Consider the following 20,795-nt stretch of genomic DNA (forward strand, 5'->3'; position numbering starts at 1 on the left):
GACAATAGACAATTGGCAACAGACAAAATAAAAACATTAATAAAAAACCGTCCAGGGTTACTAACCGGGACGGTTTTTTATTGCCTGTTGTTTATTGATTACAACGGACGTATCCAGATATTTCTAAAGCTGGTAGTATTACCATGGTCCTGCAATACCAGCGGTTCTTTATCGCCATGTTTTTCATAGGTAGGCGTTCCAATGTATTGCGTACCGCCCCAGAGGTGCGCATCGTTTTGCACCAACACACCGTTATGTAACACGGTTATATGCGCCTGTGATTTTACAACCCCATCTTCATTAAAACGCGGCGCAGTAAAAATTACATCATAGGTTTGCCATTCACCGGGACCTCTGCTGGCATTTACCAGGGGTGGTAATTGTTTATAAATGCTACCGGCCTGTCCATTGCTATAGGTCCTGTTCTTGTACGAATCCAGCACCTGCAACTCGTAACGGCCCATAAAAAAGATCCCGCTGTTACCGCGGGCCTGGCTTTCACCTTTTACGTCGGCTGCTATTCTCCATTCAATATGCAACTGACAGTCACCAAAACCCTGTTTGGTATGAATTTCACCAGTGCCCGGCACAATGGTCAAAATACCATCGGCTACTTTCCATTTGGCCGCACTGTTGTCTTTAGCCGCCCAGGCATCGGCATTTTGTCCGCCAAAAAGAATGATGGCATCGGAAGGTGGATCGGCGTTTGTCTTACCGGGTGTGATCACTTTTACTTCAGGGTCCCAATATTCGGTCAATTTAGGATCGCCCTGCCGCGGCGCTGTTTGTGCCTGCGAGGCATATACGCAAAGAAGCAGGATACAGCTAAACAAGAATCGTTGCACCATTGGTTGAGTTTTTGAAGAATGTTATTATGTTATTGGGGTCGTAAGTTATTACGTTCAGCAGATATAACGAGCAACTTAAAACTTTAAACTTTCAACTTTGAACTTAAAACCTTGAATTGAAAACTAGGAACGCTGTATCACAAAACTCATAAACACCTGCCTTTCCAGGTTCTCCACATCAACCGATTTTACTTTTGCATGTGGTGGCCCCTGTTTACACCAGTGCACGAGCTCATCCAGCTGATCGGCTGTACCGGTGGCCAGGATGTGTACATTACCATCAGGCAGGTTCTTTACAACCCCTGAAATACCCAGCTCCAGGGCTTTTTCTTTGGTGCTGTGCCGGTAATATACCCCCTGCACCAGTCCACTTATGGTAATTGAAATGGTTTGTTCCATAACCTGAAAGTTAACCAATAATCATAAATCTGCGGTACAGGCTACAATAAACAGGCCACACATAACAATGATTATCAGTGCAAATTCACCTGATTATCAGCTCGTAATACAACTTTCACGAGATAAAAGCGACAAGAACGCCTACACACTTAGACACACTGATAAATTTTGTTACTTTTAAGCTCATAAAGAAAGGATCCTATGCCCCTTCGTAATGTGATAAGATCCATTACCCTGATTGTAGCTTTTTCGTTCATCATGGCCTGGTTAGGACAATACATTCTGTATCACTATAATATAGCTGAAGCAGTATGTTTTTCCAGCGACTGTCCGGCCACGACGAAATCTACCATCATAGGCTCGCTATTCCTGGTCTTTTTATTCAGTGCGGTGTACCTGGTGTTTATCAATCCCGAACTGGCGGGCATCCGGTGCATGGAAATAACCGTACTGCTAAGTTGTCTTACCGTAAATTTAATTTACTTCGATAGCACCAATGCTTACCTCACCCTGATACCCTACAATGTTATAAGCGTGTATTTTTACTACCAGGTTAAAAAACAATTGAACAAACCATTTGAATTATATGCCTTCGTAATGCAGGAGTTCTTTTTATTGCTGTTGCTGCTATGCTCCTATGTTTACCTCGATGAATTGTTTGTTACCAAAAACCTCGATAGAGATACTATCATGTATACCGGGGAAGAAAAAATGCTGGGACGTATTTTTGACTTTCTTGTGTGGGCGATCTTCATCATGCACACTTTGTATATTTTCTTCAAGCTGGTGCTAAAGAAAACCATTCTGCGCTCGATATCTTATAATTATCATAAAGACCCTTTACCTTAATACAGCTGCAAGCTACAAGCAATACACCGCGTCGCAGACCTTTGCCTGTTGCCTCTTCATCACTGCCTTTCAAACGTGTTCCGCAATCTTATAAATCGGCTTATGATGAACCGGGAAATTGCATGACCTGGCAATAAAACATAATGCATTCGCCTTTTCGTGCAGGTCATCGGCCTTTTCAACCATCTCTTCACTGGCAACCGTAATTACGGGAAACAACGTTACTTCGGTAAAATGGCCACCGCCGTCAGTTGTTTCTTCCATGGTGCCGGCAGCGTCATCCACATATTCCAGCACCACTACGCCGGCGACAGAACATAAATGCAAAAACCATAACATATGGCAGGAAGATAAAGACGCTACCAATAATTCTTCGGGATTGTACCGGGTTTTATCGCCCCTGTAAGCCGGATCAGAGGAGCCGGGGATCACCGGTTTTTGTCCGGCGGTAATAGTATGGTTCCGGTCGTATGAGTTATAAGACGAGGTGCCATTACCCCGGTTGCCCGTCCAGGTAATGTTAACTTTGTAATGGTGCTCTTTCATAGTTGCAAGTTAAGTTATCGCCCATTAGCTGCAGCGGATCGTTCACTGGCATGTATTGCGCCTGTTAAGGGTTTGCACCGGGAGAACCAGGCCATAAATAGCAGCAAGAGCAAAATCGCAAATCGTTGGATGGGTGATCGGTTTGGCATTAGGCAATGTTTAAGGGAATCCAAGTTTCGCTTCCCGTAAGTTACACATTATTAAACGGATGCGTCAAAATTTATTTTGCAGGGGTGTGCATAACCATTTTTATTCCAAAATAAATTTTGCCGGAACCGGTTAAGTAGTATTTTTGCGGCTCAATTATGACAATACTCACTCACATCCATCATCATCATACTTACCCCAGCAGGTAGGCCGATGGTGCTTTGTGTAGTGCCAGAATATTTGAAGGGCTTACCGCATGGTAAGCCCTTTTTATTTTTACTAAAAAAACAACGACATTCCAATGAAACTTCGGATCGCCATTCAAAAATCGGGTCGCCTGTATGAAGATTCCGTACAACTGCTGAAAGAATGCGGTATTGACCTGCGCAATGTAAAAGACCGGTTAAAAACAGAAGCAGATAATTTCCCCCTGGAAATATTCTTTCTGCGCGACGACGATATTCCGCAATACGTTGAAGATGGCGTGGCAGATATTGGTATTGTAGGCGAAAACGTGTTGTATGAAAAGAACAAAAAAGCAGCCATCGTTGAAAAACTGGGTTTTGGCAAATGCCGCCTTTCAGTAGCCATTCCACGCATACAGCAATATGAAGGCGTACAGAGTTTACAGGGCAAACGCATTGCCACCAGCTATCCCTTCCTCGTTAATGAATTCCTCGCAAAAAATAATGTACAGGCCGAGATCCATGAGATCAGCGGATCTGTTGAAATAGCTCCCGGTATTGGCCTGGCCGATGTAGTGGCCGACCTCGTAAGCAGCGGTTCTACCCTGCTCATGAACGGATTGAAAGAAGTGGAAGTGTTGTTGCAGTCACAGGCTGTTTTGATCCGCAACAACAACCTGAATGCCGAACAGCAAAAGCTGATCGACAAACTGGTGTTCCGCATCCGCGCCGTTAAAAAAGCCAAACACAACAAATATATTTTGTTGAACGCGCCCAACAATAAATTACAGGAGATCATTTCCCTGTTACCCGGGATGAAAAGCCCAACCGTATTGCCGCTGGCCGAAACAGGCTGGAGCAGCGTACACAGCGTACTGAGTGAAGATACCTTCTGGGACATTATAGAGCAATTGAAGGCAGCAGGCGCTGAAGGTATATTGGTAGTGCCCATCGAGAAAATGATCATCTAACTTTTTTAACTGAAAGCATGCAAGTTTATCAATATCCCGAACGGAATAACTGGAAGGCATTGTTACAACGGCCGGTAATGAACAACACCGCGCTGGAAGGCTCGGTAAAAAACATTCTGCAGGAAGTAAAACAACAGGGCGATGCTGCGGTAAAGAAATTCACCCGGCAGTTTGATAAAGCTGCCATCAGCAATATGGTAGTAAGTGAGGATGAGTTCAACACTGCGCAGGAACAGCTCGACGCCAAACTGAAAGCAGCGATCCTTTCGGCCAAAGTAAATATTGAAACCTTTCATAAAACACAGCTTACCGCACCGGAGGTTATTGAAACCATGCCCGGCGTGCAATGCTGGCGCAAAAGCGTTGGTATTGAAAAAGTGGGTCTGTATATCCCTGGTGGTACCGCGCCCCTGTTCTCTACCATCCTGATGCTGGGCGTTCCGGCAAAGCTGGCTGGTTGCAAAGAGATCATCCTGTGTTCCCCTCCCGATGCCAATGGGCAACTGAACCCGGCCATTTTATTTGCAGCCAAAGCTGTAGGTATTACCAAAGTATTTAAGGTGGGGGGCGTACAGGCCATTGGCGCTATGGCGTATGGTACCGAAACCATTCCAGCCGTATCAAAGATCTTTGGTCCCGGTAATCAATATGTAACCTGCGCCAAACAACTGGTGCAACAGGATGGACTGGCTATCGATATGCCGGCCGGCCCCAGTGAAGTAGCGGTGTATGCCGATGAATCGGCCCATGCAGCCTTTGTGGCCGCCGACCTGTTAAGCCAGGCAGAACATGGCAGTGATAGCCAGGTGGTACTGGTAAGTTGTTCCCAGGCGGTGATAAACAGCATTGAACAGGAGATCAACAAACAGGTAGAAGCATTACCCCGTAAAGACATTGCCGGGAAAGCACTGGCCAACAGCAAACTCATCCTGGTGAACAATGAAGCCGAAGCCATCGATCTGTTGAATGAATATGCACCTGAACATTTAATCATCTGTTGCAATAACCCAATGCCCATAGCCGAACAGATCATCAATGCCGGCTCTGTGTTCCTGGGTCATTATTCACCCGAAAGCGTGGGCGATTATGCCAGCGGCACCAATCATACCCTGCCAACCAATGGTTATGCCAAAGCATACAGCGGGGTAAGTGTTGACAGCTTTGTAAAAAAGATCACCTTTCAACAACTTACGCAGGAAGGTTTACAAAACATCAGCAAAACAGTGATTGCTATGGCCGAAGCAGAGGGATTACAAGCACACGCCAATGCAGTTAAAGTTCGATTATAATACCCCCCAGTCCGCCAACTGGCGGAGAGCCAGTTACAGGTTACAGGTTTCATGGCCGCGAACCGTTTGCCGTTTCACGTTTGCCGTTTGCCGATTCACGATAAAATAAACAAAATGACCTTCGATCTAAATAATTTATTAAGAGAAAATATAAAAAAGCTCGTTCCCTATTCTTCTGCCCGCGATGAATTTAAAGGCGAGGCCAGTACCTTTCTGGATGCTAATGAAAACAGTTTCGGATCGCCGCTTACCAGGTGGTATAACCGGTATCCCGATCCGATGCAGCTAAAAGTAAAAGAAAAATTATCCTCCATTAAGGGCGTTCCCATCGAGAACATTTTCCTGGGCAATGGCAGCGACGAATGTATCGATGTGCTGATGCGCGCCTTTTGCGAACCCGGAGTGGATAATATTCTTATTTGTCCGCCCACCTATGGGATGTACCAGGTAAGCGCGAACATCAACGATGTAAACATAAAGAAGGTACCGCTTACCCCTGCTTTTCAGTTAAACCTGCCGGCTATTGAAGAAGCCATTGACAACAATACCAAGATCATCTTTTTGTGCTCACCCAATAACCCAACCGGTAATTCACTGGACCGCGATGATATAGAAGTAATTTTAAATAACTACTCCGGCATTGTGGTGATAGATGAAGCTTATATTAACTTTTCCCGGTTCCGCTCCTTTACCCAGGAACTGACCGACTATCCCAACCTGGTGATCCTGCAAACCCTGTCAAAAGCCTGGGGACTGGCCGCCCTGCGTGTGGGTATGGCATTTGCATCAGCGGAGATCATTCATGTAATGAATAAGATCAAACCGCCTTATAATATCAACCAGGCTTCGCAGGAACTTGCGCTGCAGGCGCTGGAAGAAGTGGGTCAGGTGAATGACATGATCCGGGAAATTGTTGCCCAGCGCGATATCCTGGCCAAAGACCTGTTAACGATCCCTTCGGTTCAAAAGATCTATCCCTCCGATGCCAACTTTTTGCTGGTTCAGGTAACAAATCCTAAGGCCATATACAACTATTTGCTGGAAAAAGGCATCGTAGTACGCGACCGCAGCAGTGTAGAGCTGTGCGCGGGTTGTTTACGCATTACGGTGGGCACGCCTGCGGAAAACGTTTCCGTAGTTAATGCCATGAAAAACTGGACCCCGGCCTGATAATAGGTTGCTAAATCAGTAATTTTAGAACCCGCTTTACAAAAAGCGCTTTAAATATTCCATTATGAAAAAAGTCTTGATCCTGGCATGTTCAGTAATGTTTGCAGCTGCTGCATTTGCCAATGATACTACCAGGGTGAAATCACCATCCACCGGCATTGTTAAAAGAGACGAAGCGCCCATAACCTTACCGCAGGGTTTTAAATCGGTAGTTGTTGCCGCTGATTTAGGACGGGCCCGCCATTTAGTTGTTGCAGCCAATGGCGATGTGTTCGTTAAACTGTCTAAATTAAAAGATGGGAAAGGTATCATCCGCCTGCATGATAAGAACGGTGACGGCAAAGCTGATGAAGTAACTGGTTTTGGCACTTATACCGGAACCGGTATTACTATCAAAAATGGCTACCTGTATGCTTCATCTGATGAAGAAATTTTCCGTTATAAGATCGATGAGAAAACCGGTAAGGTTGACGAAGGTTCTGAACAAAAGATCGTTACCGGTTTGGTGAGCAATCATCAACATGAGACCAAATCGATCGTTCTCGATAACAACGGAAATTTGTACACCAACATTGGCGCCCCCAGCAACTGCTGCCAGGTGCAGGATCGCGTAAAAGGTTCACCTGGACAAGACCCCTGCCCTATTTTGGAGAAAGCTGGCGGGATCTGGCAGTTCAAAGCCGATAAAACCAATCAGTCGTATCCCGAAGGCGTACGCTATGCTACCGGTCTCCGCAACGTAATGGGCCTCGACTGGAATACGGAAGTAAACGAGTTGTATGTGATGCAACATGGCCGCGACATGTTGTTCCAGTTCTTCCCCGAATTGTTCAATCAGAAACAAGGCGCAGAAAATCCGGCTGAAGAAATGTTCCGAATCACCAAAGGTGCAGACTGCGGCTGGCCTTATTGCTATTACGACAACGATAAACAACAAAAACTGCTTTGCCCTGAATATGGTGGCAACCGGGAAAAAGTTGACCGTTGCGCAGATAAAACAAAATCAATAGTACAATTCCCCGGTCACCTGGCGCCTAACGCTTTATTGTTCTATACCGGCAAACAATTCCCTGAAAAATACAAGAATGGCGCCTTTATCGCCTTCCATGGCTCCTGGAACCGTGCCCCCGAGCCACAGGCAGGTTTCTTTGTAGTGTTTGTGCCTTTCAAGAATGGTATGCCTTCCGGCAAATGGGAAGTATTTGCAGATGGCTTTTCTCAAATTCCAAAAGATGCTACCAATGGCAGAGCGAAGTACCGCCCATGCGGGCTGGCACAAGGCCCTGATGGTTCCTTATTTGTTTCTGATGATTCCAATGGTACCATCTGGAAAGTGAGCTACGGAAAATAAAAACCAGTTACAGGTTACAGGTTGCATGTTACAGGGAAAAACAAGTGCATTTGTTATATAACCTGAAACCTGTACCCATGGAACCTGCAACTTGAAACCTGCAACGGCCAATTAATAATAAAAATTCGTATGAAAAAAATAGTGCTTGTAGTACTGGTATTCGTTATCGCTTCTGCATTTGTGGCGCAACAAACAAAACCACAACCAGGCGGTTTAAAAGCCGCAATGACCCGAGGTAAAGCGGTGTACGATGCAACCTGCCAGGCCTGTCATCAACCTGATGGATTAGGGGTACAGAACATGAACCCGCCACTGGCAAAAACAAAATGGGTGTTAGGCGATAAGAAAGCATTAATCAAGATCGTGCTGAAAGGTTTAACGGGTGGTGAGATCGAGATCGACGGCGATAAATTCACCAATCCCATGCCGCCGCAGGAATCTACTTTATCAGATCAGGAAATTGCAGATGTATTGACCTACATTCGCAACAGCTTTGGCAACAAAGCCAGCCTGGTAGCAGCAGGTGAAGTAAAAGCCATGCGGGCCAAGTTGAAATAATAGTGAACTTTTAAAATATTGTTTTGAAACGCATTCTATTCATCGATCGCGACGGCACCTTAATAAATGAAGCGCCCCCTACTTATCAGTTAGATAGTTTTGACAAGCTAACCTTTTACCCGCATATGTTTGAATACATGGGCCGCATAGCCCGCGAGCTGGACTATGAACTGGTAATGGTAACCAACCAGGATGGGCTGGGTACTGATGCGTTTCCGGAAGATACGTTCTGGCCCCTGCAGAACCTGGTAATGAAAAGTCTCGAAGGCGAAGGCATACACTTCAGCGCAGTGCATATCGACAAGTCATTTCCCAAAGACAATGCGCCTACGCGTAAACCCGGTACTGGTATGCTTACACAATACCTGAATAACGAGGAATACGATATCATCAACTCATATGTTATCGGCGATCGCATCACCGATGTACAGCTGGCCAAAAACCTGGGCTGCAAAGCCATCTGGCTGAACCAGGACCCGAACCTGGGCGCCGGTGAAATTCAGGATAAAGTAGCAGAGTTGCGTTCGGTTATTGCATTGGAAAGCACACACTGGAGCACTATTTACGATTACCTGAAACTGGGCCTGCGCAAAGTGATTCACGAACGCAATACCAACGAAACGCAGATAAAAATTGAACTGAATGTAGATGGCCGTGGCAAGGGCGCTATTTATACCGGGCTTGGCTTTTTTGATCATATGCTCGATCAGATTGCCCGCCATGGTAAAATGGACCTTACCATTCGTGCTAACGGTGACCTGCACATAGATGAACACCATACTATTGAAGATACCGGTATTGCTTTGGGCGAAGCATTTGCCCAGGCACTGGCCGATAAACGAGGGATGGAACGTTATGGGTTTGCTTTACCAATGGATGAAGCAGATGCCAAGGTATTGATCGATTTCGGCGGCCGTAACTGGATTGTCTGGAACGCAGAATTTAAAAGAGAACGCATTGGTGAAATGCCAACAGAAATGTTCTTTCACTTTTTCAAATCGTTCTCCGATGCAGCCCGTTGCAATCTGAACATCGAATGCCACGGCGATAATGAACATCATAAAATAGAAGCCATCTTTAAGGCATTTGCCAAAGCTATCCGGATGGCTGTTAAAAGAGATCCGCTTAGCAATTATCTTCCTTCTACAAAAGGGGTCCTTTAGTTATAATGTTCGTAGGTTATTAGGTTCATAGGTTATTTAGATCGTTAACCTATGAATCTAATAACTTAATAACCTAAGAACTTTAACTTTGAATTACTCAGGTAACACTGATCGCTTCTCCTCCTTCCTTTTACCAATAACTCCGGCAATTCCAATACTGAAATAATAATGTTCTCTTACCAATTCGGTCACCGCTATGCGGTATTGCGCATTGAATATAAAATAAGCTTCATTAAATAAATTCACCTGAAAGCCGCCGCCGGCGGGAATAAAAGCGCCCCAGTAACCTTTGAATTTTGAGATGCCGGTACCAATCTGCATAAAGGGACTTACCCAGTATTTATTGGAGAACAGTTTTCCTTTCAGCGACACATCGCCTTCCAGCAACAGGTTATCCTGCCCCAATGAAACGCCGTCTTTGGTTTTATAATCCAGGAAGCTGCCGGTTAAAGTAGAAGTGAAATCAAAATGCCGGTTCAACCCGTTGATATAATTCAACGCCAGCCCGGGCGTCATATCCTTTAACTTACCGGAAGTTTTAAAATCATTGAAGAAGAAATAAATACCTAATGTAGGCCGCTGTATATAGTCATCCTGGCTAAAAGCAGGCACCAGTAATGGCAGGATAGCCAGCAGAAATCCTACGTTTTTTTTCATAACCGGTTTGGTTTGGAGAACCGTACCGGACAAAAATAACAGGTGGCTGCAAACTGAAGAAATTAATTATTACCAGCGATTTCACCATCGTCGGGTTTGTTCTTACCCAGGTACTCGATCTTCACCTTCGTTAAACCATGGCCAGTATAACCCAGGGCAACGGCAGCAGCCTTGCTCATATCTATAAGCCGGGGATTAGAAGGGTGCATGCGGTCGTTGATCTTAACCAACACCGTTTTCTTATTTCTGAGGTTGGTAACTTTTATCCAGCAATTGAGCGGGAGTGTATTGCAGGCGGCAGTCAGCTTTTTCTGGGTGAACACCACATCGGTGCAGGTACGTTGACCTTCAAACTTATCGGCATAGAAACTGGCCACACCAAATTGAGTTACAGGCACATTCCGTTGTTTATTCAATGCAATGCTGTCCTTATTGATTTGCGCTTTTGACGCAAAAAATGAGAACATCAGTGCTGCTACAACCAATAAATTTTTCATCGACTTAGAGTTTTATAGGGTCTTACTATCAAAATACCGTTGGCATAAGGTGCGGTCTTCCCCGTACACATCGTTATAAAACCTAATACCTCCGTTCTTTTCCTCACAGGTAAAATACCTGATAAAAATGGGCACTCTGGTAAAACCGGTTACATAATGCTTTTCCTTCCTGTTTATCCAACTCCGCAGGGTATCGGATGGGAACCGCAGGGTGTCATTTCTCACCAAAAAATCGGCCAATTTCATAAAATCCTTAATTCTTACACAACCATGACTCAAAGCGCGGTTCTCTTTTGAGAAAAGCCAGCGGGCATTGGTGTCGTGCAAATAAACATCGTATTTATTTACGAAGTTGAACTTCAACACACCCAATGAGTTATCATCACCCTGCCGTTGTTTTATCAGGTAGGGGAAGTAATTTTTGTTATATTTTCCCCAATTCAGGCTATCTGGGTTCAGCACATTATCATTGTTGTCGACCACCATCAGGTTCTGTTTATTCAGGTACCCCGATGGGTTGGCCTTGATCTTAGGTAACATCTCCTTGAAAATGATACTGTAAGGGACCGTCCATTGCGGGTATGTGATAAAATTCACCACATTCGAGGTCAGCAATGGCGTTCTTGTTTTTGGCTGCCCCACAATAACGTTCGATTCCATCACAATCATATCCGAGTCTATGATCTTCATGCTATATGCCGGGATGTTAACCCAGATATAAGTAGTTGGCATTGAATCGGGTAATAATTTATATCGATCCAGTGTAATGGCTATTTTTTAAATTTCTCCCAGTTGTTGGCATTCAGGCTGTTTACCGTGGTGGAATTCAACTTCCCGGTTTCCGGTAATCCCTTATCCCGCTGATACTTACTAATTATCAACTTCATGGAGGTGGTATCCAGGTAGTCATAGGGCGAATTGAGCAGCCCCTCTTCAAACAGCCGTTGCTTCAGATTGTTAACGTAATCTGCAGAAGTCTGGGCCGGATAAGGGATATACGTATAGCGTTTCAGGGTATCTATGGATTGCAGGAAGTTCTGCAACCCATATTTCAGGGAGTCGTAGCCCTGGTGTCTGGGCTCCAGCGAATGCATTAAACCGGCAACATCTTTTGCCTGCCAAAGCGTATCGAATAAATTGAGATAGCCGGCCACGGTAAGGGTGTCTTTCCGCAGCGTAACGCTGTCAAAAGGCAAACGGCCCTTATGCAGGTCGGCGCACATTCTGAAAAAGGCATCGGTGAGCAACAGCTCGCCACGCGACCATAGGGCCGCATCTTTTTGCGCCTGCGCGTCCTGGGCGGTTTGAGCGCGAATGTTCTTTAATACATTGTAATGATAATCACCGGGGAACAGCCCCAGTTCTTTGGAGTGGCCAATAAAATCAACCAATGAGTCGCTCAGGGGCAGCCATTTATCCTGACTGCTCCAAACCGGTTCAAAGCTTCTTTTTTGATAAATATCGTTTACGAGGGAATCCTGCGCCAGGTGCATGGAATCGTTCAGCACGCCGTTGCTGGCCAGAATGAACTCAAGCGCGGTTTGAAGGTTCCGCTCGATGCTTACGTTCAATTCCTTTGGTTGTTCAACAATGTCTTTGGCTTTGGGGGCTGGGGGTTTGGCCGTTCTGCCACGTCCATGGCAGGCAGCTAAAAAAAGCGCTACAACTAACAAGCTCCAATGTAGGCCAGAGGTAATACCTTTTTTCATGTTTATTGATCCTGGTTATCCGGTATAAAAGTTTAGTATCTTTTCACTTTCCTAACCTGCCTTTAAACCGGCCACAATGTTATACAAAATAGTGCTTAAGCGTGGTATTTACCTTATGGTCTTATCGTTTTTTTTCCACGCAGCTTCCTGTCTGGCGCAAACAACAAGTGTTAGTAAATATGGCGTGCCGGTTATTAACAAATTCACTGACTATCAATTAACTGTACGCAATGATTCTGCCAAAAAAATGGTGGAATTGCTAAAATTAATGCCCAACCTTCTATACGATCTCCGGTATGCCACCACCAACAATTTTACCCATTTACAACTATACGTTCCAGCTACCCGCCACACGTATTTGCGGTTACCTGCCGCCCGAGCCCTGGCAGCTGTACAAAAAGAATTGAATGCCCGGGGCTATGGCCTCAAGATCTTTGATGCCTACCGGCCTTACGACGTTACGGTAAAGTTTTGGGAACTAATTAAGGATGAACGGTATGTGGCCAACCCCTCCAGAGGCTCAGGTCATAACCGCGGCCTTGCGGTTGACCTCACCATTGTTGATTTAAAAAGCCACCAGGAATTGGATATGGGCACCGGCTTCGATAATTTCAGCGATACGGCGCATCAGGGCTTTACTGCTTTACCACCAGCTGTGCTGGACCACCGGAAGCTGTTAACGGATCTAATGGAGAAGTATGGGTTTACCAAACTGGATACCGAATGGTGGCATTTTTTCTGGAACAATGATCGGGGGTATGAGGTGTTGGATATTCCGTTTAGTGAATTAGCTAAATGATATAAGCTGGTAAACGGCAGAAATGGAAAGGCAGTAGGAAGTGGGAAAAACGCTGCAAGCAACAAGCTGAAAGCCCAAAGCTAAAAGCTGAAAGCAAATACAATTCCGGTTTTGGCTTTGGCCTTTAACCTTTAGGCTTTAACCCGTTTTCTTTACTTCGATATTCAATATTCGACATTCAATATTTTGTATTCCCTTCCTCATTCTCCATTTTAAATTTCCCCGTCTTCTCCTCCCCCGTAATATTCCAGGTACTCCTAATCTGTATTTGCAAATTAGCAATCCATTCTGCACAGCCTTTCTGGTATAGAAATTCATTTACCTGGTGAATCACCCGCATCACTTCTTCATACGTGCCTTCCAGGATGGTGGCAAAGGGTGTTACTTCATATTTGATGCCGGATTGTTGAATGATCGCAATGGCATCATCAACCCACAGGTAAGGATGTTTATCCAGTACAATGGGCACTATTTGAATAGAGGCGTTTATCGTATACTGATGCATTGTTTACTGGTTTGATTCAGTAACAGCAGGCGGAACCAGTCTGTTTAATTGTTGTTCCATCATCATCAGGTCAACCAGTACCATGGCGGTCACTGCTTCCAGTACTACCGGCACCCGCAGGGCAATACACAGGTCGTGGCGGCCTTTTACCGAAAAGGTATCCACCTCACCGGTTTTCCAGTTCAGCGTATCCTGTTCTTTTGGGGTAGAAGCGGTTGGTTTTATGGCGATACGGAACACCAATTCATTGCCATTGGTTATCCCGCCTACTATCCCACCGGCATGGTTGGTGCGGGTAGTACCGTTTGTATCTATGATAGCATCATTGTGTTCCAGTCCGAACATGCGGGCGGCTGCAAAACCTGTCCCGAATTCAATGCCGCGCACTGCAGGGATCGCAAACACGGCATGGCTGATCAATGACTCTGCTGAATCGAAAAACGGTTCGCCCAATCCTTTAGGCACATTGGCGCGGCATTCTACAATACCACCAATGGAATCTTTGGCATCGATGGCTTTTTGTAATCCTTTCTCCAGGTCTTTTTCACCGCCAATTTCCAGGATGTTGGCTGCAACTGTGCTGCTGTGATATTGCAGCAACTTTTTTGCAATTACGCCTACTGCAACAAGACATACAGTTAACCGGCCGCTGAAATGACCACCGCCGCGATAATCTTCATAGCCGCCAAATTTATCGTGGGCTACAAAATCGGCATGACTGGGGCGGGGAAAATCGCGCAACTTTTCATAATCGCCCGAACGCGTATTCTTGTTCTCAAAGATGATGGTGACGGGGGCGCCGGTTGTTTTATTATTGAACAACCCGCTTTTGAAAATCGGCAGATCATCTTCTTTACGCGGTGTAGTACCTTTTTGGGTTCCACCCTTACGACGCTCGATATCTACCAGGAAATCTTCTACTGTCAATGGCAACCCGGCCGGGCAGCCATCAATATTCACCCCTACACTTTCCCCATGCGATTCACCAAATATGGTCACTTTGAATATGCGTCCGAAACTATTCATTGCTTGTTTATATTGAAAATATCGTTACAATTTATGCGTCTGTGATGTTTACTTGCCTCCTGGCAAACGGCAAACATGAATACCTCCACATTGGATATTCCGACTTTTGGCTTTCAGCTTTAAATTTTGAGTTTTCGGCATTCGGCTTTCTTATGTCTGCCGTCTGCCGTTTGCCGTCTGCCTTAATGTGCGTTCTGCGCTGAACCTTCTTTCTTCAATACTGCACCCAACACTTGAATATGCTCATAAAAATCAGGATACGATTTATTGATCGCTTGTGCTTCGCTGATAACAGTTTCGCCGGTTGCTTTTAAAGCTGCCACGGCACAAGCCATTGCAATGCGGTGATCGTGGTGCGAATGCACGGCCGCGCCTTTTAATCCATTACCGCCCTTTATCAGCATCAGGTTATCCTGCAATTCTATTTCAACCCCCATTTTACCAAACTCTTCCTGCAGCGTAAGCGCGCGGTTGCTTTCTTTATGGGTAAGACGTGTTACGCCTTCTATCACCGTAGTGCCTTTGCAATAGGCAGCCAGCGCTACCAGTGGGGGAAACAGGTCAGGACATTCAGTAGCGTCGAACTGGAATGCTTTTAAGGCAGCTGGTCCGATTTCAATCTGTTCTGACTGAATAGACATTTTAGCGCCACAAGCCTGTAAGGCCTGCAATACCGCACGATCTGCCTGGGTTGATTGTACATCCAATCCCTTTACCACTATGTCGCCGGCAATGGCGCCGGTTACCAGTAGAAAGGCAGCACCGCTCCAGTCGCCTTCTACGGTATAAATGAGTGGCGAAGCAGCTTGTTTATTATTACCTGCAAAATGAAATTGTTCATAATTCCGGTTCTCCACTTCCCAGCCAAACTGCTTCATTACCGTTAAGGTAAGATCGATGTAGGGTTTGCTTTTCAGGTTATCTACCGTAATGGTAACATCCTTTGCATTGGAAGCTGCATATCCGAACAGTAATCCGGTCAGGAATTGTGAGCTCAACGACCCGTCGATCGTAATATTTTTTGGGGTTAACGGCCCCTTTACCTGTAAGGGTAATTTGCCTTCTTTTGAAATGATCTCCACACCCAGTTGCGGCAATACTTCATCAAAGAAATCCATGGGGCGGGTAACCAGGCTGCCTTCGCCATTGATGGTAATGCGTTTATTGCTTAAAGCGATGATGGGCGTGAACATGCGTATGCCTAATCCACTTTCGCCACAATTCACGGCATCACAATCAGGGCTAACCCCACCACCGGTAATTTGTAATGAACCGTCGTCGAGTTTTTTTACCACAGCGCCCATGTCCTGAATAACACCCAGGGCCGCTTTATCGTCGTTTGAATGACCGGGATTACGAATGATGGTGGTTCCTTTGAAGAGTAAAGAGGCGGCGCAACCCCGTTGCATAGAGCTTTTGGAAGCCGGCGCCTGAATGGAACCTTTTATTTGGGAAGGTTGAATCGTTACTACCATAAGTTGATGCGTTGATAGGTTGACAGGTTAACAAGTTGACACGTTAACTTGTTAACCTGTCAAACAGTTAACTAAAGTTCATTAACAATCTTCTCTAACTGTGTCATTGGGATCGTTTTCACTATACCCTTACCTATCTTCTCCAATAACACGTAATTCATTTCCTTTTGCTCCCGCTTCTTATCCATCTTCAACACCTCAAATGCTTTCGGTTTATCAAAGTTGGCCAGCGTGGGCAATCCATATTTGTCAAGCACGTCAATTACGCGCTCACTGTCTTTAAACTTCACCAGCTTTTCCGAGATCTGGCAGGCGGCGGTCATACCAATACTAATGGCCTGACCATGACTGAGCTCATACATATTTTCAATAGCATGTCCCAGGGTATGGCCAAAGTTCAGCAGGCGGCGTTCGCCTTTCTCAAATTCATCGGCCTGCACTACAGTTGATTTTATCTCTGCATTGCGGCGAATGAGTTTGGCTAATGCCGGTTTATTTTTCTGGTAATAAGTGAGTTTGTTCTTTTCGAGCTCTTTGAACAGCGACAGGTCTTTTATGCAACCATGTTTGATGATCTCTGCAAAGCCATTCACCCATTCCTGTTTGGGCAGCGATTTTAAAAAGCTGTAGTCATATAATAAAAACTGCGGCTGGCGAATGGTGCCAACCAGGTTTTTATAAATGCCTACATCGATGCCGTTCTTGCCACCGATAGACGCATCTACCATGGCCAGGATAGTGGTGGGCACAAAGCCACATTTTATACCCCGCATGTACACCGCGGCCACATAGCCGGTAATGTCGGTAACAACGCCACCGCCAATACCTATGAGCCAGGTGCTGCGATCGGCTTTGAACTCTATCAGTTGTTCAATGATAGAATCCACCGTGGCCTGTACTTTATATTCTTCACCCGGCTTCAGGGTAATACAGTTCCAACCCTTCAGCTTTTTTTTATGGGCCTGAAAAACATGTTCATCAGTGACCAGCACCGCGTGCTCCTGTCCAACCATTTTTTCCAGTTTGGAAAAGTCGGCATCGAAGTAATAATTTACGGTGGCGGATGAAAACCGGTAACTTTTTGTTTGCATACAAGCTAATCAAATCTGAATTTTCTGAAAAACTTCCAGCTCACTGTCCAGCGTCTTCGTTTTATGATGTTCTTCCTGTTTATCAAGATATTCCAACACCTGTTTTATTCCACTGGGGCTTACACTCAAAGCAGCGAACCCTTCCTCCCACTCAAACTGGCTCTTGATAAAGTTGCCTTCATTGATCCAGTTGGCAGAATCGGTGCGGATGCTTTTCATGATCTGCGCCAGGTTTTGTGTAGGCATCATTTGCATCACGGCATGCATGTGATCATCCGTGCCGTTGACCGACAGCACGTTGATCCCATTTTCTGTTGCATGCTTTTTAATGTGGGCAAATAAAACAGTACGAACAGGCTTGGTCAACAAAGGCTCTTTGTTCTTTACACAAGTGATTACATGAATGAACAAATACACTTTGCTGGTTTGGCTATTCATATTAGCAGTCTTTTATTCGTGAATCGTGAATCGTGAATGGTTCGCGAACTTTGTGATTTATGAATAATCCCGCACGTCGGAAATCATTGCCGATTGCCGATTGACGATTGCCGTCTTACGAATTCATGATCTTATTCTGGTGGTTGATGCTCTCCATGTGTACAGCATCAAAGTATTTGGTGATGAACTCTTTGCTAAGGTTTAGTTTTTCACCTTTCTGGAATGCTCTTTCCAGGATCTCATTCCAACGGTTGGTTTGCAGAATGGTGATGTTGTTGTTCTTTTTGTATTCACCAATTTTTTCTGCCACCTTCATCCGTTGACCCAGGATCTGCATCAGTTCATCATCGAGGTGATTGATCTGCTGACGCAATTTTTCTAATGCGGCGTGATATTCTTCGGAGTTTACATCTTCTCTGCGCCATTGGATAGCACCGATCATTTCGCCCAGTTTTTCAGGGGTGATCTGTTGCTTGGCATCGCTCCATGCTTTATCCGGATCGATATGGCTTTCGATGATCAAACCGTCCATATCCAGGTCAATAGCTTTCTGGGCTACATCGAGCAGGATATCGCGGCGACCACTGATATGTGAAGGATCGTTGATCATTAATAATTCCGGATTGCGGCGTTTCATTTCGATAGCCAGGTGCCACATGGGCGCATTCCGGTATTCGGTATTACCATAAGAACTGAATCCGCGGTGGATCAAACCTATTTGTTTAATACCTGCTTTGGCTACACGCTCAACGGCGCCCGTCCACAGTTCCAGGTCGGGATTGATAGGGTTTTTGATCAACACGGGGACATCAACACCACGTAAAGCATCTGCTACTTCCTGTACGCTGAAAGGGTTCACCGTTGTACGGGCGCCAATCCACAGTACATCTACTTCAAAGGTCAACGCATCTTCTACCTGTTTTGCAGTAGCTACTTCTACTGTTACGGGTAAACCGGTGATCTTTTTAGCCTGTTGCATCCAGGGTAAGCCTTTGGTTCCAATGCCTTCAAAACTACCAGGACGGGTACGTGGTTTCCAGATACCGGCACGCAGCATATCTACCTTTCCGGTTTTTGCTAAACGGGTAGCGGTTTCCAGTACCTGCTCTTCTGTTTCGGCACTGCAAGGTCCACTGATAATGATCGGGCGTTTTTTCCATATCTGTTGCACCGTCTCTCTCATGGTTGTTGATGTTTGTTCCATTTGTATTTCAATTTGATAATGTGATAATTCAATAATGTGATAATGAACCAACGGCCCGGTTTCGGACAATCAGCTAATTATCACATTATCAAATTAGCTGATTATCGTCTGCTGTCGGCCTCGTTCATCCGGATCCTCCGGCCTTTATAATTCTTTCCGTCAATAGACCGGATCATCTGACTGGCAACGCGTTTGTCAATCTCGATCCAGCTATTCATTTCTTTCATATCTATACGACCGAGTACATCTTTTTGCAGTTCGCTCATATCCAGGATGAACTGCAGGAAGCTGGCTTTATAAAAGCCATCTTTTGTACCCAGGTTCACAAATAACTTGGTATAGTCACCACCGCCGCCGTTGCCGAACTTCCGGCCTCTGGTATCGGCAAATTGTCCTCTTCTGTCGCCACCACCATCTCTTCTCACGGTTAAGCGTTCACCGGTTACCCGTTCACCACGACGTTGTTCACGTACGTTCAGGTCTTCCGCGTTCTCATAATATTTCAAAAAACGGTCGAACTCCAGGGCTGCCACGCGTTTCAGGATCTCTTCCTTGCTAACGTCGGCAAACTTCTCTTCGAGCATAGGCACATAGGCTTCATAATCGCCCTCGTTCACCTCTAACTGCAACAGTTTATCCATAAAGTGGTAGAACTGTTTGCGGCAAACGTCCTTGCCTGTTGGAATCTCGAGCTTGTGGAAAGGCGCCTGTACAATGGTTTGTATCTGCCGCATTTTTCCCAGCTCCCGCACATGCACGATAGACATACACACCCCGGTTTTACCGGCACGGCCGGTTCTGCCGCTTCTATGGGTGTATACTTCCACATCATCGGGTAACTCGTAGTTGATAACGTGGGTGATACCCTGTACGTCGATACCGCGGGCGGCCACATCCGTTGCTATTAAGAGCTGTAAGGTTTTTTCGCGAAAATCGCCCATTACCTTATCGCGTTGCTGCTGGGTTAAATCGCCATGCAGCGCATCAATGTCGTATCCTTCGCGGGTTAATTTTTCGGCAATATCCTGGGCATCGGCTTTTGTACGCGTAAAAATGATGCCGTAAATGCCCGGGTTAAAATCGATCAACCGTTTCAGGGCTTCGTACCGGTGCTGTGCACTGGTAAGGTAGTACTGGTGGTCGATGTTCTTGTTGGCAGAATTCACTTTACCCACTGTAACCTCGATCGGATCTTTCATGTACCTTTTGCTTACCCGGCGAATTTCCGGAGGCATGGTAGCGCTGAACAACCACGTGGCTTCACGTTTGGGGGTGTTCTTCAAAATGAATTCAATATCGTCCTGGAAGCCCATGTTCAACATTTCATCGGCTTCATCCAGAATCACGTACTGGATCTGTTCCAGGTCAATAGCCTTGCGTTCTATTAAATCGATCAACCGGCCTGGTGTGGCTACAACGATCTGTACACCTCTTCTCAGCTCGCGGATCTGCTGGCCTATTGGGGCGCCGCCGTATACCGCCGCCACAAACATACCGGGTATAAATTTTTTAAACCCTTCCACTTCGTTCACGATCTGCATGCACAATTCCCTTGTAGGACAAACCACTAATGCCTGGGGATGTTTCAACTGCTCATTCACCAAATGCAACAGGGGTAGCCCAAATGCAGCCGTTTTACCTGTACCCGTTTGCGCCAAACCCACCAGATCTTTTGTTCCGCTCAGTAAAACAGGAATCGCCTGCTCCTGAATGGGGGTGGGGTTAACATATCCTAAAGCATTGGTAGCCTGTATCAGCCGTTCATCTAAACCCAATGCATCAAATGTAATCATAGTCAGAAAATTTGGCGCAAAGGTACTGTTATTATGGCCGTTGACCTAATTAATCCTGTTCAAAGAACAAATGCCCGCCCAGAGCCAGCTGTAAGCCAAATACAGCCGAAAGCTTAAAGCTTAAA

At 45.6% G+C, this 20,795-nt stretch carries 22 protein-coding genes; 8 read left to right on the top strand and 14 right to left on the bottom strand.

The genetic code is table 11. The features are described from left to right. Window positions 1-98: 98 nt before the first annotated feature. Together NIAKO_RS22010 and NIAKO_RS22015 are read right to left on the bottom strand one after the other, a co-directional pair. A complete protein-coding gene (locus NIAKO_RS22010; protein ID WP_014220659.1) occupies window positions 99-848 on the bottom strand; it encodes a 3-keto-disaccharide hydrolase in 750 nt (249 codons plus the stop codon). A 123-nt stretch (window positions 849-971) separates the two neighbouring features. Continuing rightward, window positions 972-1,247 carry an acylphosphatase gene (locus NIAKO_RS22015; RefSeq protein ID WP_014220660.1) on the bottom strand — a complete coding sequence of 92 codons (276 nt, stop codon included), beginning with the start codon at window positions 1,245-1,247 and terminating at the stop codon, window positions 972-974. A gap of 201 nt (window positions 1,248-1,448) precedes the next feature. Between NIAKO_RS22015 and NIAKO_RS22020 the strand changes: the two genes are divergently transcribed. After that, complete coding sequence (locus tag NIAKO_RS22020) at window positions 1,449-2,096, top strand: hypothetical protein (RefSeq protein WP_014220661.1); 648 nt, start codon at window positions 1,449-1,451, stop codon at window positions 2,094-2,096. Between the two features lie 69 nt (window positions 2,097-2,165). On the opposite strand, the gene NIAKO_RS22025 is transcribed toward NIAKO_RS22020, so the two are convergent. Continuing rightward, entirely contained in the window at window positions 2,166-2,642 is a 477-nt protein-coding gene (locus tag NIAKO_RS22025; protein WP_014220662.1) for an OsmC family protein, read from the bottom strand. A gap of 448 nt (window positions 2,643-3,090) precedes the next feature. On the opposite strand from NIAKO_RS22025, the gene hisG reads away from it, so the two are divergent. The 6 genes from hisG (at window position 3,091) to hisB (ending at window position 9,476) form a co-directional block, all read left to right on the top strand. Then, the gene (hisG, locus tag NIAKO_RS22030; RefSeq protein ID WP_014220663.1) at window positions 3,091-3,945 is read left to right on the top strand and encodes an ATP phosphoribosyltransferase; all 855 of its coding nucleotides are present in this window, start codon (window positions 3,091-3,093) and stop codon (window positions 3,943-3,945) included. A gap of 17 nt (window positions 3,946-3,962) precedes the next feature. Beyond that, window positions 3,963-5,234 carry a histidinol dehydrogenase gene (hisD, locus tag NIAKO_RS22035; RefSeq protein WP_014220664.1) on the top strand — a complete coding sequence of 424 codons (1,272 nt, stop codon included), beginning with the start codon at window positions 3,963-3,965 and terminating at the stop codon, window positions 5,232-5,234. Between the two features lie 114 nt (window positions 5,235-5,348). Continuing rightward, window positions 5,349-6,404 (top strand): histidinol-phosphate transaminase, encoded by a 1,056-nt coding sequence (gene hisC, locus NIAKO_RS22040; RefSeq protein ID WP_014220665.1) that lies wholly within the window; start codon window positions 5,349-5,351, stop codon window positions 6,402-6,404. 64 nt (window positions 6,405-6,468) lie between these two features. Next, complete coding sequence (locus NIAKO_RS22045; protein ID WP_014220666.1) at window positions 6,469-7,755, top strand: PQQ-dependent sugar dehydrogenase; 1,287 nt, start codon at window positions 6,469-6,471, stop codon at window positions 7,753-7,755. A gap of 129 nt (window positions 7,756-7,884) precedes the next feature. Further along, on the top strand, window positions 7,885-8,313 hold the full coding sequence (locus NIAKO_RS22050; RefSeq protein WP_014220667.1) for a c-type cytochrome: 429 nt from the start codon (window positions 7,885-7,887) through the stop codon (window positions 8,311-8,313). Window positions 8,314-8,336: 23 nt separating this feature from the next. Continuing rightward, entirely contained in the window at window positions 8,337-9,476 is a 1,140-nt protein-coding gene (hisB, locus tag NIAKO_RS22055; RefSeq protein ID WP_014220668.1) for a bifunctional histidinol-phosphatase/imidazoleglycerol-phosphate dehydratase HisB, read from the top strand. Window positions 9,477-9,569: 93 nt separating this feature from the next. Here the strand turns inward: hisB and NIAKO_RS22060 are convergent, their stop codons facing one another. The 4 genes from NIAKO_RS22060 to NIAKO_RS22075 all read right to left on the bottom strand — a co-directional run bounded on the left by NIAKO_RS22060 (window position 9,570) and on the right by NIAKO_RS22075 (window position 12,339). Continuing rightward, entirely contained in the window at window positions 9,570-10,133 is a 564-nt protein-coding gene (locus NIAKO_RS22060) for a hypothetical protein (protein ID WP_014220669.1), read from the bottom strand. A 62-nt stretch (window positions 10,134-10,195) separates the two neighbouring features. Next, complete coding sequence (locus NIAKO_RS22065) at window positions 10,196-10,630, bottom strand: septal ring lytic transglycosylase RlpA family protein (protein ID WP_014220670.1); 435 nt, start codon at window positions 10,628-10,630, stop codon at window positions 10,196-10,198. A 12-nt stretch (window positions 10,631-10,642) separates the two neighbouring features. After that, on the bottom strand, window positions 10,643-11,362 hold the full coding sequence (locus NIAKO_RS22070) for a L,D-transpeptidase family protein (protein ID WP_049815582.1): 720 nt from the start codon (window positions 11,360-11,362) through the stop codon (window positions 10,643-10,645). Between the two features lie 38 nt (window positions 11,363-11,400). Then, window positions 11,401-12,339 (bottom strand): L,D-transpeptidase scaffold domain-containing protein, encoded by a 939-nt coding sequence (locus NIAKO_RS22075; RefSeq protein ID WP_041347145.1) that lies wholly within the window; start codon window positions 12,337-12,339, stop codon window positions 11,401-11,403. A 76-nt stretch (window positions 12,340-12,415) separates the two neighbouring features. Between NIAKO_RS22075 and NIAKO_RS22080 the strand changes: the two genes are divergently transcribed. Continuing rightward, window positions 12,416-13,138: a M15 family metallopeptidase gene (locus NIAKO_RS22080; protein ID WP_014220671.1), complete on the top strand. Its 723-nt coding sequence runs from the start codon at window positions 12,416-12,418 to the stop codon at window positions 13,136-13,138. A 178-nt stretch (window positions 13,139-13,316) separates the two neighbouring features. Here NIAKO_RS22080 and NIAKO_RS22085 read toward each other — a convergent pair whose 3' ends face one another. From NIAKO_RS22085 to NIAKO_RS22115, 7 genes are all read right to left on the bottom strand, one after another. Continuing rightward, window positions 13,317-13,643: a thiamine-binding protein gene (locus tag NIAKO_RS22085; protein ID WP_014220672.1), complete on the bottom strand. Its 327-nt coding sequence runs from the start codon at window positions 13,641-13,643 to the stop codon at window positions 13,317-13,319. A 3-nt stretch (window positions 13,644-13,646) separates the two neighbouring features. Next, a complete protein-coding gene (locus NIAKO_RS22090) occupies window positions 13,647-14,669 on the bottom strand; it encodes a chorismate synthase (RefSeq protein ID WP_014220673.1) in 1,023 nt (340 codons plus the stop codon). Window positions 14,670-14,851: 182 nt separating this feature from the next. Beyond that, window positions 14,852-16,144: a 3-phosphoshikimate 1-carboxyvinyltransferase gene (gene aroA / locus NIAKO_RS22095; RefSeq protein WP_014220674.1), complete on the bottom strand. Its 1,293-nt coding sequence runs from the start codon at window positions 16,142-16,144 to the stop codon at window positions 14,852-14,854. A 71-nt stretch (window positions 16,145-16,215) separates the two neighbouring features. Further along, complete coding sequence (aroB, locus tag NIAKO_RS22100; protein ID WP_014220675.1) at window positions 16,216-17,235, bottom strand: 3-dehydroquinate synthase; 1,020 nt, start codon at window positions 17,233-17,235, stop codon at window positions 16,216-16,218. A gap of 9 nt (window positions 17,236-17,244) precedes the next feature. Further along, window positions 17,245-17,673: a transposase gene (locus tag NIAKO_RS22105; protein ID WP_014220676.1), complete on the bottom strand. Its 429-nt coding sequence runs from the start codon at window positions 17,671-17,673 to the stop codon at window positions 17,245-17,247. Between the two features lie 115 nt (window positions 17,674-17,788). Further along, window positions 17,789-18,877, bottom strand: a complete 1,089-nt coding sequence (locus NIAKO_RS22110) for a chorismate mutase (RefSeq protein WP_107685720.1) — start codon at window positions 18,875-18,877, stop codon at window positions 17,789-17,791. Window positions 18,878-18,978: 101 nt separating this feature from the next. Continuing rightward, window positions 18,979-20,670: a DEAD/DEAH box helicase gene (locus NIAKO_RS22115; protein WP_014220678.1), complete on the bottom strand. Its 1,692-nt coding sequence runs from the start codon at window positions 20,668-20,670 to the stop codon at window positions 18,979-18,981. Window positions 20,671-20,795: the final 125 nt, after the last annotated feature.

The organism is Niastella koreensis GR20-10 (genome assembly GCF_000246855.1).
Lineage (GTDB): Bacteria > Bacteroidota > Bacteroidia > Chitinophagales > Chitinophagaceae > Niastella > Niastella koreensis.